The organism is Azorhizobium sp. AG788 (assembly GCF_943371865.1).
GTDB lineage: Bacteria > Pseudomonadota > Alphaproteobacteria > Rhizobiales > Xanthobacteraceae > Azorhizobium.
In genome coordinates, this window is record NZ_CALRWL010000082.1 from 1 (window position 1) to 13,567 (window position 13,567).

Consider the following 13,567-nt stretch of genomic DNA (forward strand, 5'->3'; position numbering starts at 1 on the left):
GGGGGGGGTGGGGGGGGTGGGGGGTGAAACGCGGGCCGATGTTGGTCGGTGGCCGGGAGGCTGGCCTGCCTTCCGTCCGGCTGCGGGCACGCCTCTCCCAATATCATTCCTCTGACCGGACGCCCGGCGGCGATCGTTTCACCCCCCACCCCAACCCTCCCCCGCAAGGGGGGAGGGGGCACGGTGCGCGGATGGGAGGGCGCGCGCTGCCCCTTCCCACACGCTTGCGCACCCCAGTCCCGTTGAGCGGAGGCCCATCATGCTGAAGGTCGAAAATCTCGATCTCTATTACGGCGCCGCCCATACCTTGCGCAGCGTGTCGCTGGAGGCGGTCACCGGGCAGGTCACCTGCGTGCTCGGGCGCAATGGCGTGGGCAAGACCTCGCTGTTGCGGGCCATCGTCGGCCAGCAGCCCATCGCTGGCGGCTCGGTGAATTTCGACGGCCGCGACATCACCAAGATGCGCACCTATGACCGCGCCGCGCTGGGCATCGGCTTCGTGCCCCAGGGGCGGGAGGTGTTTCCCTTGCTCACGGTGAAGGAAAACCTGGAGACCGGCTTCGCCCGGTTGAAAGGCAAGGACAAGCACGTCCCGGACGAGGTATTCGATCTGTTTCCGGTGCTGAAATCCATGCTGGGCCGGCGCGGCGGCGATCTCTCCGGCGGCCAGCAGCAGCAACTGGCCATCGGCCGGGCACTGGTGACGCGCCCGCGCCTCCTGGTGCTGGACGAGCCCACCGAGGGCATCCAGCCCTCCATCATCAAGGACATCGGCCGCGCCATTTCCTACCTGCGCGACAAAGGCGATATGGCTATCGTGCTGGTGGAGCAGTATTTCGAATTCGCGCGCGACCTGGCTGATTCCTTCATCCTGATGGAGCGCGGCGAGGTGGTGGCCCGTGGCGACAGGAGCGGACTTGATGGTGACGACGTCCGCCGCCTCATGGCCATCTGATCAGCCTCCGGCCGCATGGCCATCTGAGCCAGCACCGAAGATCCCCGACGCGCCGCGCCGCCAACGCAGCCAGGGCACGGTCCGCCTGGCGGTGAGCCGCATGGGCGCCGCCACCGGCGTGGCGGATGCGGCCGAAGACGGCGCCCTGCGGGTGCGCATGCCGCGCGTGCCCGGTCCGGCGGTGGAAGCGGTGTTCGTCAACACCGCCGGCGGCGTGTGCAGCGGCGATCAGTTCCGCATCGCCGTGGAGGCCGGGGCCGGTGCGCAAGTGACCCTCGCCACCCCGGCGGCGGAGAAGATCTACCGTTCCGATGGCAGCACCGCGCATATCGACGTGGCGCTCTCTGTGGGGGCGGGCGCCGATTTGCACTGGCTGCCGCAAGAGACCTTGCTGTTCGATCAGGCCCGGCTGGTGCGGCGGTTCGCGGTGGATCTCGATCCGCAGGCCCGCTTCCTGGCCTTCGAGGCTTTGGCCTTCGGCCGGGTGGCGCGGGGCGAGGTGATGGCGTCCGGCCATCTGGAGGACCATTGGCATGTCCGCCGCGGCGGCGGCCTCATTTATGCCGATGCCTTGCGCCTGAGCGGCCCCATTGCCCAGTTGCTGCAGCGTCCGGCCATCGCGGCGGGCAACCGGGCGCTGGCGACCCTGCTGTATGTGGCGCCTGATGCGGAAACGCGGCTGGACGAAGCTCGCGGCCTCATGGAAGGTAACCGCAGCGAATGCGGCGCCAGCGCATGGAACGGCCTTCTGGCCGCCCGCTGGCTAGCGCCGGACATCGAAACCCTGCGACGGGACGCCGTCGCATTCCTGACCGCCTTTCGCGGGGCGCCCATGCCCCGTGTCTGGGCCCTTTGAGGAGACTGCCGTGCTGCTGACGCCGCGGGAGAAAGACAAATTGCTGGTGGCCATGGCCGCCGAAGTGGCGCGCAAGCGCCTGGCGCGCGGGGTGAAGCTCAATTACCCCGAAGCCATCGCGCTCATCACCGATTTCGTGGTGGAAGGCGCCCGCGACGGGCGCACGGTGGCCGATCTCATGGCCGCCGGCGCGCGCGTGCTTACCACCGACCAGGTGATGGCGGGCATCGCCGAGATGATCCACGACATCCAGGTGGAGGCCACTTTCCCCGATGGCACCAAGCTGGTGACGGTGCATCACCCGATCCGGGGCGAGACGTCCGAGGCTGTGCCGGGGGAGATCATCACCGCGCCGGGCGACATCATCTTCAATGAAGGCGCCGAGCGGGTCTCGATCACGGTGGCCAATACCGGCGACCGCCCGATCCAGGTGGGCAGCCACTACCATTTCTACGAGACCAATCCCGGCCTGGTGTTCGAGCGCGAAAAAGCCCGCGGCATGCGCCTCGACATCACCCCCGGCACCGCCGTGCGGTTCGAGCCCGGTGCCACCCGCGAGGTCACTTTGGTGCCGTTCGGCGGCAAGCGCGAGGTCTATGGCTTCCGCGGCGCGGTGGCGGGGAAGCTGTAAGGAAAAGTGCGTTTTGTGGTATCGTCTCCTGAAAGTAAGGAGAAGCGCACGAGGAGAACCGGTCATGGCGCTGATGGGTGGATCTACGGTCACCAGCAAAGGGCAGGTGACGCTGCCGGCCGCGCTGCGGGAAAAATTCGCCATCCGTGCGGGGGATCTGGTCGAGTTCTTCGAAGGCTATGACGGCACGCTGAAGATGCGCATCCGCGCGCAGAGCGCGGCGGCCATTGTCGGCACCTTGGCGCATCTGCGCGCCGATCCGCACTATGCCACCGATGCCGACGCCATTCTGGACGAAGCGGCGGCGCGGGATGCGAAGGCGCGCAAACCCAAGGGCCGCGCCGCATGATGGGGCTCGACACCAACGTCCTGCTGCGGGCGATGCTGAAGGATGATGTTCGGCAATCGCCTTTGGCGGCGGGCGTGCTGGAGCGTCTGACGCCCGATGACCCCGGCTACATCAATGTGGCCGTGCTGCTGGAATTGATGTGGACCCTGGGGCGCCGGTACAAGGCGAGCCGCGCGGAACTGATGGCGACGCTGGAGCGGCTGCTGGAAAGTCCCAGCTATGTCCTGTCCGATCGCGATGCCGTCATCGATGGCCTGGAGATCATGCAGGCCGAAAACCTCGATTTCGCCGATGCGCTGATCGGCGCGTTGAACCAGCGGGCCGGGTGCGCGGCCACATGGACGTTCGACGCCAAGGCCAGTGAGCGTCCCTTGTTTCAAAATGTTGAAAGCTAGAGCCGGCCGCATTTCCGCTGCGTCTCTTCATTCAATGGTTCCCTGAGGATCATGTCTCCATGTCCGCTCCCGCCCGTCTGCCCCGCTCGTCTTACGCCCACATGTTCGGCCCTACCGTGGGCGACAAGGTGCGCCTTGCCGATACCTCCCTCATCATCGAGGTGGAGAAGGATTTCACCCTCCATGGCGAGGAGGTGAAGTTCGGCGGCGGCAAGGTGATCCGCGACGGCATGGGCCAGAGCCAGATCGCCAATGCGGACGGCGCCGTGGACACGGTGATCACCAATGCGGTGATCCTGGATCACTGGGGCATCGTCAAAGCCGATGTGGGCCTGAAGAACGGGCGCATCTTCAAGATCGGCAAGGCCGGCAATCCCGACGTGCAGAGTGGTGTGGAAATCATCATCGGCCCCGGCACCGAGGTGATCGCGGGCGAGGGCAAGATCCTCACCGCCGGCGGCTTCGACAGCCATATCCATTTCATCTGCCCGCAGCAGATCGACGAGGCGCTGGCCTCCGGCGTCACCACCATGCTGGGCGGCGGCACCGGGCCGGCCACCGGCACCTTCGCCACCACCTGTACCCCCGGCCCGTGGCATCTGGCGCGGATGATCGAGGCGGCGGACAGCTTCCCGATGAATCTGGCCTTTGCCGGCAAGGGCAATGCCTCCCAGCCCAAGGCGCTGGAGGAGATGGTGCGGGCGGGCGCCTGTGCGCTCAAGTTGCATGAGGACTGGGGCACCACGCCCGCGGCCATCGATTGCTGCCTGTCGGTGGCGGACCTGTTCGACGTGCAGGTGATGATCCATTCGGACACCCTGAACGAGAGCGGCTTCGTGGAGGACACCATCGCCGCCTTCAAGGGCCGCACCATCCACGCCTTCCACACCGAAGGCGCCGGCGGCGGGCATGCGCCGGACATCATCAAGGTGGCGGGGCTGGCCAATGTGCTGCCGTCCTCCACCAACCCGACCCGGCCGTTCACCCGCAACACCATCGACGAGCATCTGGACATGCTCATGGTGTGCCATCACCTCGACCCCTCCATCGCCGAGGATCTGGCGTTCGCCGAAAGCCGCATCCGCAAGGAGACCATCGCCGCGGAGGACATCCTGCACGATCTCGGCGCGCTCTCCATGATGAGCTCGGACAGCCAGGCCATGGGCCGGGTGGGCGAGGTGGTGATCCGCACCTGGCAGACCGCGGACAAGATGAAGCGTCAGCGCGGCGCTCTGCCGGGCGAAACCGGCGACAATGACAATCTGCGGGCGCGGCGCTACATCGCCAAATATACCATCAACCCGGCCATCGCCCACGGCATGTCCCGCCACATCGGCTCGGTGGAAGCGGGCAAATTGGCGGATCTGGTGCTGTGGACCCCGGCCTTCTTCGGCGTGAAGCCGGATCTGGTGATCAAGGGCGGGGCGATCGCGGTGGCGCAGATGGGCGATCCCAACGCCTCCATTCCCACCCCGCAGCCGGTGCATTATCGGCCCATGTTCGGCGCCTATGGCCGCGCCCGCACCCACACCTCGCTGACCTTCGTCTCAAAGGTGGCGGTGGAGGACGGGCTGGCGGCGCGGTTGCAGACCGGCAAAACCCTGGTGGCGGTGGAAAACACCCGAAGCGGCATCGGCAAGAAGAGCATGGTGCTCAACGATGCCACCCCGCATATCGAGGTGGATCCCGAGACTTATGACGTGCGCGCCGATGGGGAATTGCTGGTCTGTGAGCCGGCGGATGTACTTCCCATGGCGCAACGCTATTTTTTGTTTTAAGCGAGGCGCAGCCGTACGTCGGCCTACGATTGGGCGCGCCCCCGGGAGCCAAAGCATGATCCGTTCCGCAAAGATCGTCCGTCACCTTGCCGTGCGTGTGGATTTGGTGGCCGACACCATCACCCTTGACCATCAGGGCCGCCACCGGCGCCGGGTGTCGCTGACCACCGATGGCGGACTGGAGTTCCTCCTGGATCTCGACCGCGCCGTGGTGATGGATGACGGCGACGCCATGGAACTGGACGACGGCCGCCTGGTGCAGGTGAAGGCGGCGCCCGAGAAGCTGCTGGAGGTGACCACCTTCAACCCGCTGCGCCTGATGCGCGCCGCCTGGCACCTGGGCAACCGCCACGTGCCCACCGAGATCACCGCCGAAGCGCTCTATATCACCCAGGATCCGGTGATCGAGACCATGCTGCGCGGCATCGGTGCCTCCACCAAGCAGGTGGTGCGCCCGTTCAAGCCCGAGCGCGGCGCCTATGAGGCCGCCCAGAGCCATTCCACCGCCGCCGAGGGCGATGACGACCATGACCATGGCGAAGAGGGCCATGTGCACAGCGCCTCCTGCGGACACGCTTCCCACAAGCATGACTGATCCCGGCGCGCGGGTCGCGCCGCCGGAGGAGGGCTTGCTGGCCCTGTTTGCATGGCTCTCACCGGGATTCCCGGTGGGGGGCTATGCCTATTCCCACGCGCTGGAATGGGCCTCGGACGCCGGCGATCTCGCCGACGAGGCGGCGCTTCAGGGCTGGCTGGCCGATCTGCTGCAGCACGGCTTCTGCCGCGCCGACGGCATCGTGTTCCGCCATGCCCACGCGGCCGGCGCGCACGGCGATCTGGCGGCGCTCTTGGAGATCAATGCTTTGGCCATGGCCTTGGCGCCCTCTGCCGAACTGCGGCTGGAGAGTGGCCAGCAGGGCCGCAGCTTCATCGATGCGGTGCGGATGGCCTGGCCGAATCCGCTGCTGGAGGCCGCCGCCGCCGCTCTGCCGGCGGATGTGGCCTATGCGGTGGCGGTGGGCTTTGCCGCGGCGGTGCATGGCCTGCCGCAACGGGCCGCGGTGGAGGCCTTCCTGTTCGCGGTGATGCAGACGCTGGTGTCCGCCGCGCTGCGGCTGGCGCCCATCGGCCAGACCGCCGGCACCCGCGTGGTGGCGGGCCTGATGCCCCAGGTGCGCACGCTGGCGGCGGACATTCAGGATCTCACGCTGGACGATCTCGGCACCGCCACCTTCCGGGCCGATCTCGGCAGCATGCGGCACGAAACCCAATACACGAGGCTGTTTCGCTCATGAGCACTTCTCAAAGCACGTCTGGCAACGGCCCCTTGCGGGTGGGAATCGGCGGGCCGGTGGGCTCGGGCAAGACCGCGCTGGTGGAAGGCTTGTGCAAGCTGTTCCGCACCCGCTACGACATCTGCGCCATCACCAATGACATCTTCACCAAGGAAGACGCCCGCCTGCTCACGGTGGCCGGCGCCCTGGAGCCCGAGCGCATTCTCGGGGTGGAGACCGGCGGCTGCCCGCACACGGCGATCCGCGAGGATGCCTCCATCAATCTGCGCGCCGTGGCCGACATGCAGGCCAAGTTTCCCGATCTGGAGATCGTGCTGATCGAATCCGGCGGCGACAATCTGGCGGCGACCTTTTCCCCCGAACTGGCCGACATCACCATCTATGTGATCGACGTGGCCGGCGGCGAGAAGATCCCCCGCAAGGGCGGGCCGGGCATCACCCGCTCGGATTTCCTGGTGGTGAACAAGACCGATCTCGCCCCTTTGGTGGGCGCGGACCTTTCCATCATGGAAGCGGACACCATCCGCATGCGCGGCACCCGGCCCTATGTGTTTGCCTCCATCAAGCACGGCATCGGCGTGGAAGAGGTGGCGCGCTTCATCGAGAAGGCCGGCGGGCTGTCCGCGGCGACCTAGCAGCCATCAGCGTCGCCGACCCGCGACCGGTCCTCGCCGATCGGGTCGCCGGTATGGGCGCCCGCTAGAACAGCTCGATGCCGTCATCGGCGCCCTGGGACACCGCAGCGAGCGCGGCCCGGGGCGCGGTGTGGCTGGTGCCGTCGATGATGCCGGCGGAGAGGCGCTTGCGCACCTCGCTCAGGGGGCAGCCCGAGATGATGCGGTTGGCCAAGGCGCTGTCGATCTCGACCGCTGCCGCGCCGATCTGCGTGCCGGTCTGGGCGCTGAGGCCCGCCATCGCCGATGCCAGCGTGGCGAGGACGCCGGTGACGCTTTCCAGCTTCTGCTTGGTCAGATCCTGGAACTGCATGCTGACTATGGCCGAGGCCACATCGGCGCTGATCTGCTCCGTGGTGGTCGCGGTCTGGCGCAGCACCGCGGCGAAGCCGGTGTTCTGATCCAGCAGGCTCTGCATCACGCTCTTCACCTGCTGGTTCGCGGCGGCATTCTCACTGGAGACGTCGAGCCCGGCGATGTCCTGAAGCATGCCATGGCTGGTGCGCAGGCCATCGGAGATGGAGCCGATCTGCCGCCGGATGGCCGCGGAGAGCTGATTGACGGATTTGGCCAGCTCGCGCACCTCGTCGGCGACCACGGCGAAGCCGCGGCCCGCGTCTCCCGCGCGCGCCGCCTCGATCTTGGCATTGAGGGCGAGCAGATTGGTCTGGCGGTTGATCTTGTCGATCTCCGCGACGCTGGCTTCCACTAATTTCAATTCGCTCAATACGCCGTCCAGGGAGCCCAGCATGGTACCGCCGCGGGCCGACATCTGGCTGACCTTGTTGACCAGTCCCGACAGGGTCTCGCTGAGGCCGCCGGCGACCTGGGTCAGGGGAACCTCGGCGCCATTGAGCTTCACCACCTGGCTGGAGGTAATCATCTCATGGAAGGTGGCGGCCTGACTGCGCGTGGTGCTGGCGATGTTCTGGAACTTCTGGGAAATGCTCTGAACATTGGTTTCCGCATGATCCGACGCGATGGCGATTTCCCGGATCAGCACATCCAGCGCGCGCTGCTGGGTGAGGGAGAGGCTCATCCACCGTTGCAGAAACGCTGCGGCCTCGGTCTTGGGGTCGAAATCGGCCGAGGTTGAGCTGGGGTGCGACACGCTGCGCGGGACCATGGGTTCAAACTCTCGGATTGCGGGCGATAGGGTTCCACATGGCGAATCGGGCGCAGAGAATACTTGGGAGTACCTGGGTGCGCGCCAATTCGGATGTTGCGGTCACCCTCGCGCGTGGCGCTTGCATGGGACTGGCATCGGCGACGCATCCAACAGTTTATTTCCAATATTTCCGGTGACATAGGCTCGTTGAGCCGGCAGCGCACGTTGCGGTTGAACCAAGCGGAAAGATCCCGAGCAGGATGAGGCGCGATGTGCGGGTGCTCTCATTCCTTACCCACCGTGACTTTCAGCGTCAAATGCAGGTATCGCACGTGTACACTTCTACCTCCTCAATCGAAAGACGCGACAGCCACAAGCAAGCTTGATGGCTTTATTAGCAAATAGAAGATGTGTCACTGAATTGTTAAGCTTGGAATCTAAAAATGCATTCCTAGATATGCAATTTTTTGAAACTATTTCGGAGATTTTGTAATTTTATCAAAAATATTTCCAATGTTTTACGTGGTTCTTTTTGTTCAGTATTTGAGGCACATGGAGATTTTCCGGCGGTATCGGAGTGCACGAATTCATGAGGTGTGGGGGACGTATCCATGGGTGACGAGAGTCAAATTCGCCGGTGTACATTTTCGGGCGATATCACTTTGCGCGAGGCGCAAGAAACACAGATAAAAATGTCGAACGCCCTCGAGTTCGCCGGTGATGTTGAATTCTGCTGCGCCGATGTGACGCGCGTCGACTTGAGTTTTATTCAACTGTTGCTGGCTGCGCGCAAGAGCGCGTTGGCCGCCGGTATCGCGCTCACAGTGCGGCATCCCGCGGGAGGTGTGCTGGCGCAAGCCCTGGCGCGGGCCGGCATTGCTGCCCCGGACGGGAACCCGTCCGATCCCGATCACATATTCTCGCAAAACACTTTGGAGTTCAGCGATGGCCAATACCATCCTCACGGTGGATGATTCCGCCAGCATGCGTCAGATGATCAAAATGACGCTGTCCGGTGCCGGCTATAATGTCATCGAAGCGGCCGATGGCGCGCAGGGGCTCGCGGCGGCGCGCGGCGCGGTGGTGAGCATGGTGCTCACCGACCTCAACATGCCGGTGATGGACGGGGTGACGCTGGTGCGCGAACTGCGCAAGCTGCCCAACCTTGCCGGGGTGCCGATCATTCTGGTGACCACCGAGTCCGATGCGGAGAAGAAGGCCGAGGCTAAGGCCGCCGGCGCCACCGGCTGGATCACCAAGCCGTTTCAGCCCGAGCAATTGCTGACCCTGGCCAAAAAGGTGCTCGGACAGTGAACGCGACCGATCCCAGAGAGATCTTCCAGCAGGAAGCGCAGGATCTCCTGGCTCTGCTCGAGATTACATTGCTGGATCTGGAATACGCCCCCGGCGATGGCGAAATGATCGATACCGCGTTCCGCGCCCTGCACACCATCAAGGGCTCGGGCGCCATGTTCGGGTTTGAGGCGGTGGCGGCCTTCACCCATCATGTGGAGACCGCGTTCGACATGGTGCGCCAGGGGCGCCTCGCCCCGAACCGCGACCTGATCGCCGTGGGCCTGCGGGCGCAAGACCATATGCGGGTGCTGATCGAGGCACCGGAGGCGGCGGACCTCGCCGCGGGAGCTGCCATCCTGGAGGCGCTGCAGCGCATCTGCGACGGCGAAGGGGCACCCGAACCCGAGAGCCTCACGGCGCCGGCAGAAGTGCCGCCGGTGCGCACCTGGCACATCCGCATGGGCCTGCCGCGCGATGCCATGGCCAATGGTACCAACCCGCTGCTGCTGCTCGATGAGTTGCGGGAGATGGGGGAGGCCATCGTCACCGCCCGCACCGATGCGGTGCCCAGCCTGGCGGAGATCGACCCGGCCACCTGCTACATCTCCTGGCAGATCGTGCTGCGCACCAGCGAGCCGCTGTCGGCCATCGAGGATGTGTTCCTCTTCATCCGCGACGATATGGATCTGGAGATTCTCCCCGTCGATGCGGCCCCGTCCGGCGCCGATGCCCTGGGCGCTGCCCCGCTCGCGCCGGCGCAGGCCGATGCGTCCGCCGCATCTGCGGCGCGCGCTGTCCCCGTGTCCCAGGCTGCGGCACCCCAAGCGGTCTCGGCCCCATCAGCCTCACACCAAAGTGCTGCCACCCAAGCCGCCGTCAGCTCCGAGCGCCGCGACGCGCGGGCCAATGCCAGTGTCCGCGTACCGGCGGAGCGGCTGGACGAACTGATGGAGCGGGTGGGCGAACTGGTCATCACCCAATCGCGCCTGCGGCAGATTTCCATCTTGTCCAACGACCAGCAGGTCAAGGCGGTGGCCGAGGAGATCGAGCGGCTGGTGCTGGAACTGCGCGACACCACCATGGGCATCCGCATGCTGCCCATCGGTTCCCTGTTCAGCCGCTTCCGCCGGGTGGTCCATGACCTCTCCCGCGATCTCGGCAAGCAGGTCGATCTGATCATGGAGGGCGAGGAGACCGAGCTCGACAAGACGGTGATCGAGCAGCTCAACGATCCGCTCGTGCACATGATCCGCAATTCCATCGATCATGGCCTGGAGGCGCCCGAGGAGCGCATCGCCGCCGGCAAGGCCCAACGCGGGCGAATGGTTCTGGCCGCCCAGCACGCGGGCACCGAGGTGCTGATCACGCTCACCGACGATGGCCGTGGCCTCGATCGCGAGCGCATCCGCGAACGGGCCGAGCAGCGCGGGCTGATCACGCCCGACGCGGTGCTCAACGACACCGAACTGTTCCAGCTGCTGTTCCAGCCGGGCTTTTCCACCGCGGCGGCGGTCACCAGCCTGTCCGGGCGCGGGGTGGGCATGGATGTGGTGAAGCGCACGGTGGAAGGCCTGCGCGGCACCATCGACATGTCGAGCGCACCGGGGGCAGGCACCAAGGTGACGCTGCGCCTGCCGCTGACCCTTGCCATCATCGACGGCCTGCTGGTGCGGGTGGGGCAGGGGCGCTACGTGGTCCCGCTGGCGGCGGTGGAGGAATGCGTCGAGCTGACGGAGCTGGAGGATGCCCGCTCCCGCGGCCTCAGCTTCCTGAACATCCGCGGCGAGCTGGTGCCGTTCCTGCGCCTGCGCGAGCTGTTCAGCGCCAAGACCCCGGCGGATCGCTACCAGAAGGTGGTGGTGGTGTCCTCAAGCGACATGAAGGTCGGGCTGGTGGTGGACCAGGTGATCGGCGATCACCAGACGGTCATCAAGTCCATGTCGAAGCTGCATTCGGACATTCAGATGTTCTCCGGCGCCACCATTCTCGGCGATGGCGCGGTGGCGCTGATCCTGGACATTCCGCATCTGGTGTCGTTCGGCCAGTCCCGCGAAGACCAACTGAAGGCGGCCGTGTGATGCCCACTCCCGACCACAACCCGCATCGCAATCCCCTCGCCAAGGCGGACCTGAGCGAGCGGGCCAATCTCGAAGTCCTGACCTTGAGCCTGGACGACAATCTGTTCGCCCTGGAGGCGCGGCATGTGCGCGAGATCCTCGATCTGGTGCCCATCACCGAAGTGCCCACCAGCCATCCCTTCGTGGGCGGGCTGATCAATGTGCGCGGCAAGGTGGTGCCGCTGGCGGACCTGCGCCACAAGTTCGGCATGGCGCTGCGGCCGGACACGGTGGACACCCGCATCGTGGTGATCGAGATCGACCTCGGCGGCGACCAGACCACCATCGGGTTGCGCGCCGACAAGGTGCATGAGGTGACCGAAATGACGGCCGCCTCGCTGCAGGATACGCCGCGCATCGGCATGGCCTGGCGGCAGGACTTCATCCACTGCATCGCCAAGCGCGACGATGTGTTCGTGGTGGTGCTGGACATCGCCGCCGTGTTCGCGGCGGGCAGCGGCGTCGAGGGCGCGGGCGACCGCGCGGCGCCCCGCACCGCCGCCTGAGCGGCCGCAGCGTGGGGCGCTGCGGACACGTGAGTCATTGAACAATAGAAATACGGGCGGTTCGCAGTCGCGGCCACGCACCCGAAAGATCATCGCAAACAGGGGCAGACCATGCGTGCATCCATCAAATTGAAACTTGGCCTGACCTTTACGCTGGTCATTCTGCTGGCCGTCGCCATGTCCTGGTTCGGCATTTCCAGCCTGCTCCATCAGAACGCCACCATGGACAACCTGCTGCACGGCCCGGTGAAGCGCATCGAGACGGTGTCGGATCTGAACATCGCCATGCTTGAGGTGCTGCGCCAGGAAAAGAACATGGTGCTCTCGGAAACCCCCGAGGCCCTGAGCCGGTATGAAGCCGAGCTGGTGACCGATCGCGCCACGTTCGTCGCCACGCTGGAGAAGTATCGCGGCATGGCCACCGAGAGGGGCAAGGCCCTGATCAGCGCCATGGATTCCCCCTGGCAGCAATGGGTCGCGCTCCAGGCCAAGATGCAGGATCTGATGCGCCACAACGGCCAGGATCAGGCGACGGTCCTGTCCCAGGTGCAGGGGCGGGCCCTGGTGACCGAACTCTCCAAGCCCCTGGCGCAGATCATCGAGATCAACCGCTCCCAGATGGTGGAGGAGGAGGCGAATGCGGACGCGGAGAATGCCAAGGCCATTCAGGCCTCGCTGATCGCGGCCGCGGTCATGCTGGTGGTGAGCACGGTGGCCGGCATCTGGATTTCCATCGGCATCAGCAAGGGCCTCTCCCGCGCCGGAGCCCTGGCCCAGGCGGTCGCCAGCGGCGATCTCACCCAGACCATCGCCGATCCGCCCAAGGATGAGGTCGGCGATCTTATTGTGCATGTGAACACCATGGTGGAACGCCTGCGCGCGGTGGTGGGGGATTCCATGTCCGCGGCGGAGAATGTGTCGGCGGGCAGCCAGGAGCTGTCGGCCGGTGCGGAGGAACTCTCCTCCGGCGCCACCGAGCAGGCGAGCGCGGCGGAAGAAGCCTCGTCCTCGATGGAAGAGATGGCCTCCAACATCAAGCAGAATGCCGACAATGCGGCGCAGACGGAAAAGATCGCCCGCCAGTCCGCCGTGGATGCCCAGGCCAGCGGCGAGGCGGTCGGCCGCGCCGTGGCGGCCATGCGCACCATCGCCGAGAAGATCACCATCGTGCAGGAAATCGCCCGCCAGACCGACCTTCTGGCCCTGAATGCGGCGGTGGAAGCAGCAAGGGCCGGGGAACATGGGCGGGGGTTCGCGGTGGTGGCCTCCGAAGTGCGCAAGCTGGCGGAACGCAGCCAGACTGCGGCAGCGGAAATCGGCACCTTGTCCACCCAGACGGTGACGGTGGCGCGCGATGCCGGCGACATGCTGGGCAAGCTGGTGCCGGACATCAAGAAGACCGCGGAACTGGTGGAAGAGATCAGCGCCGCCTGTCGCGAGCAGGATATCGGCGCCGATCAGGTCAACCAGGCGATCCAGCAGCTGGACAAGGTGATCCAGCAGAATGCGGGCGCCTCCGAGCAGATGTCGGCGACCTCCGAGGAACTGGCGGCCCAGGCCGAGCAGCTCCAGGCCAGCATCGCCTACTTCCGCATCGATGGCGCAGG

At 65.8% G+C, this 13,567-nt stretch carries 15 protein-coding genes; 14 read left to right on the forward strand and 1 reads right to left on the reverse strand.

Annotation, left to right across the window (positions count from 1 at the left end):
- Positions 1-259: 259 nt before the first annotated feature.
- The 9 genes from urtE to ureG all read left to right on the forward strand — a co-directional run bounded on the left by urtE (position 260) and on the right by ureG (position 6,894).
- Positions 260-955, forward strand: coding sequence for an urea ABC transporter ATP-binding subunit UrtE (gene urtE, locus AAG816_RS26605; RefSeq protein ID WP_341992740.1), 696 nt, complete (start codon positions 260-262; stop codon positions 953-955).
- A 100-nt stretch (positions 956-1,055) separates the two neighbouring features.
- Positions 1,056-1,811 (forward strand): urease accessory protein UreD, encoded by a 756-nt coding sequence (locus tag AAG816_RS26610; RefSeq protein ID WP_341992741.1) that lies wholly within the window; start codon positions 1,056-1,058, stop codon positions 1,809-1,811.
- A 10-nt stretch (positions 1,812-1,821) separates the two neighbouring features.
- Complete coding sequence (locus tag AAG816_RS26615) at positions 1,822-2,442, forward strand: urease subunit gamma (RefSeq protein WP_341992742.1); 621 nt, start codon at positions 1,822-1,824, stop codon at positions 2,440-2,442.
- Between the two features lie 64 nt (positions 2,443-2,506).
- Positions 2,507-2,791, forward strand: coding sequence for an AbrB/MazE/SpoVT family DNA-binding domain-containing protein (locus AAG816_RS26620; RefSeq protein WP_341992743.1), 285 nt, complete (start codon positions 2,507-2,509; stop codon positions 2,789-2,791).
- The gene (locus tag AAG816_RS26625) at positions 2,788-3,186 is read left to right on the forward strand and encodes a type II toxin-antitoxin system VapC family toxin (RefSeq protein ID WP_341992744.1); all 399 of its coding nucleotides are present in this window, start codon (positions 2,788-2,790) and stop codon (positions 3,184-3,186) included. Before AAG816_RS26620 ends, AAG816_RS26625 begins: the two co-directional genes overlap by 4 nt.
- 59 nt (positions 3,187-3,245) lie before the next feature.
- Entirely contained in the window at positions 3,246-4,964 is a 1,719-nt protein-coding gene (ureC, locus tag AAG816_RS26630; RefSeq protein WP_341992745.1) for an urease subunit alpha, read from the forward strand.
- A 55-nt stretch (positions 4,965-5,019) separates the two neighbouring features.
- A complete protein-coding gene (gene ureE / locus AAG816_RS26635; RefSeq protein ID WP_341992746.1) occupies positions 5,020-5,559 on the forward strand; it encodes an urease accessory protein UreE in 540 nt (179 codons plus the stop codon).
- Positions 5,552-6,259, forward strand: a complete 708-nt coding sequence (locus AAG816_RS26640) for an urease accessory UreF family protein (RefSeq protein ID WP_341992747.1) — start codon at positions 5,552-5,554, stop codon at positions 6,257-6,259. Before ureE ends, AAG816_RS26640 begins: the two co-directional genes overlap by 8 nt.
- On the forward strand, positions 6,256-6,894 hold the full coding sequence (gene ureG / locus AAG816_RS26645; RefSeq protein ID WP_341992748.1) for an urease accessory protein UreG: 639 nt from the start codon (positions 6,256-6,258) through the stop codon (positions 6,892-6,894). Before AAG816_RS26640 ends, ureG begins: the two co-directional genes overlap by 4 nt.
- Positions 6,895-6,958: 64 nt before the next feature.
- Here ureG and AAG816_RS26650 read toward each other — a convergent pair whose 3' ends face one another.
- Positions 6,959-8,059 (reverse strand): methyl-accepting chemotaxis protein, encoded by a 1,101-nt coding sequence (locus AAG816_RS26650; protein WP_341992749.1) that lies wholly within the window; start codon positions 8,057-8,059, stop codon positions 6,959-6,961.
- A 593-nt stretch (positions 8,060-8,652) separates the two neighbouring features.
- Here AAG816_RS26650 and AAG816_RS26655 point away from each other — a divergent pair.
- The 5 genes from AAG816_RS26655 to AAG816_RS26675 all read left to right on the forward strand — a co-directional run.
- Positions 8,653-9,015 (forward strand): STAS domain-containing protein, encoded by a 363-nt coding sequence (locus tag AAG816_RS26655; protein ID WP_341992750.1) that lies wholly within the window; start codon positions 8,653-8,655, stop codon positions 9,013-9,015.
- Positions 8,987-9,355, forward strand: coding sequence for a response regulator (locus AAG816_RS26660; protein ID WP_341992751.1), 369 nt, complete (start codon positions 8,987-8,989; stop codon positions 9,353-9,355). The genes AAG816_RS26655 and AAG816_RS26660 overlap by 29 nt, the downstream gene beginning before the upstream one ends.
- Positions 9,352-11,415, forward strand: coding sequence for a chemotaxis protein CheA (locus tag AAG816_RS26665; protein WP_341992752.1), 2,064 nt, complete (start codon positions 9,352-9,354; stop codon positions 11,413-11,415). The genes AAG816_RS26660 and AAG816_RS26665 overlap by 4 nt, the downstream gene beginning before the upstream one ends.
- Positions 11,415-11,960 carry a chemotaxis protein CheW gene (locus AAG816_RS26670; protein WP_341992753.1) on the forward strand — a complete coding sequence of 182 codons (546 nt, stop codon included), beginning with the start codon at positions 11,415-11,417 and terminating at the stop codon, positions 11,958-11,960. Before AAG816_RS26665 ends, AAG816_RS26670 begins: the two co-directional genes overlap by 1 nt.
- Positions 11,961-12,071: 111 nt before the next feature.
- Positions 12,072-13,567: methyl-accepting chemotaxis protein (locus tag AAG816_RS26675; RefSeq protein WP_341992754.1), on the forward strand; the 1,496-nt coding region annotated here is incomplete at its 3' end.

Bases quoted from the DNA above. Each gene is read 5' to 3' on its own strand.
- urtE (WP_341992740.1), top strand. From the start codon at position 260: ATGCTGAAGGTCGAAAATCTCGATCTCTATTACGGCGCCGCCCATACC.
- AAG816_RS26610 (WP_341992741.1), top strand. From the start codon at position 1,056: ATGGGCGCCGCCACCGGCGTGGCGGATGCGGCCGAAGACGGCGCCCTG.
- AAG816_RS26620 (WP_341992743.1), top strand. From the start codon at position 2,507: ATGGCGCTGATGGGTGGATCTACGGTCACCAGCAAAGGGCAGGTGACG.
- AAG816_RS26625 (WP_341992744.1), top strand. From the start codon at position 2,788: ATGATGGGGCTCGACACCAACGTCCTGCTGCGGGCGATGCTGAAGGAT.
- ureC (WP_341992745.1), top strand. From the start codon at position 3,246: ATGTCCGCTCCCGCCCGTCTGCCCCGCTCGTCTTACGCCCACATGTTC.
- ureE (WP_341992746.1), top strand. From the start codon at position 5,020: ATGATCCGTTCCGCAAAGATCGTCCGTCACCTTGCCGTGCGTGTGGAT.
- AAG816_RS26640 (WP_341992747.1), top strand. From the start codon at position 5,552: ATGACTGATCCCGGCGCGCGGGTCGCGCCGCCGGAGGAGGGCTTGCTG.
- ureG (WP_341992748.1), top strand. From the start codon at position 6,256: ATGAGCACTTCTCAAAGCACGTCTGGCAACGGCCCCTTGCGGGTGGGA.
- AAG816_RS26650 (WP_341992749.1), bottom strand. From the start codon at position 8,059: ATGGTCCCGCGCAGCGTGTCGCACCCCAGCTCAACCTCGGCCGATTTC.
- AAG816_RS26655 (WP_341992750.1), top strand. From the start codon at position 8,653: ATGGGTGACGAGAGTCAAATTCGCCGGTGTACATTTTCGGGCGATATC.
- AAG816_RS26660 (WP_341992751.1), top strand. From the start codon at position 8,987: ATGGCCAATACCATCCTCACGGTGGATGATTCCGCCAGCATGCGTCAG.
- AAG816_RS26670 (WP_341992753.1), top strand. From the start codon at position 11,415: ATGCCCACTCCCGACCACAACCCGCATCGCAATCCCCTCGCCAAGGCG.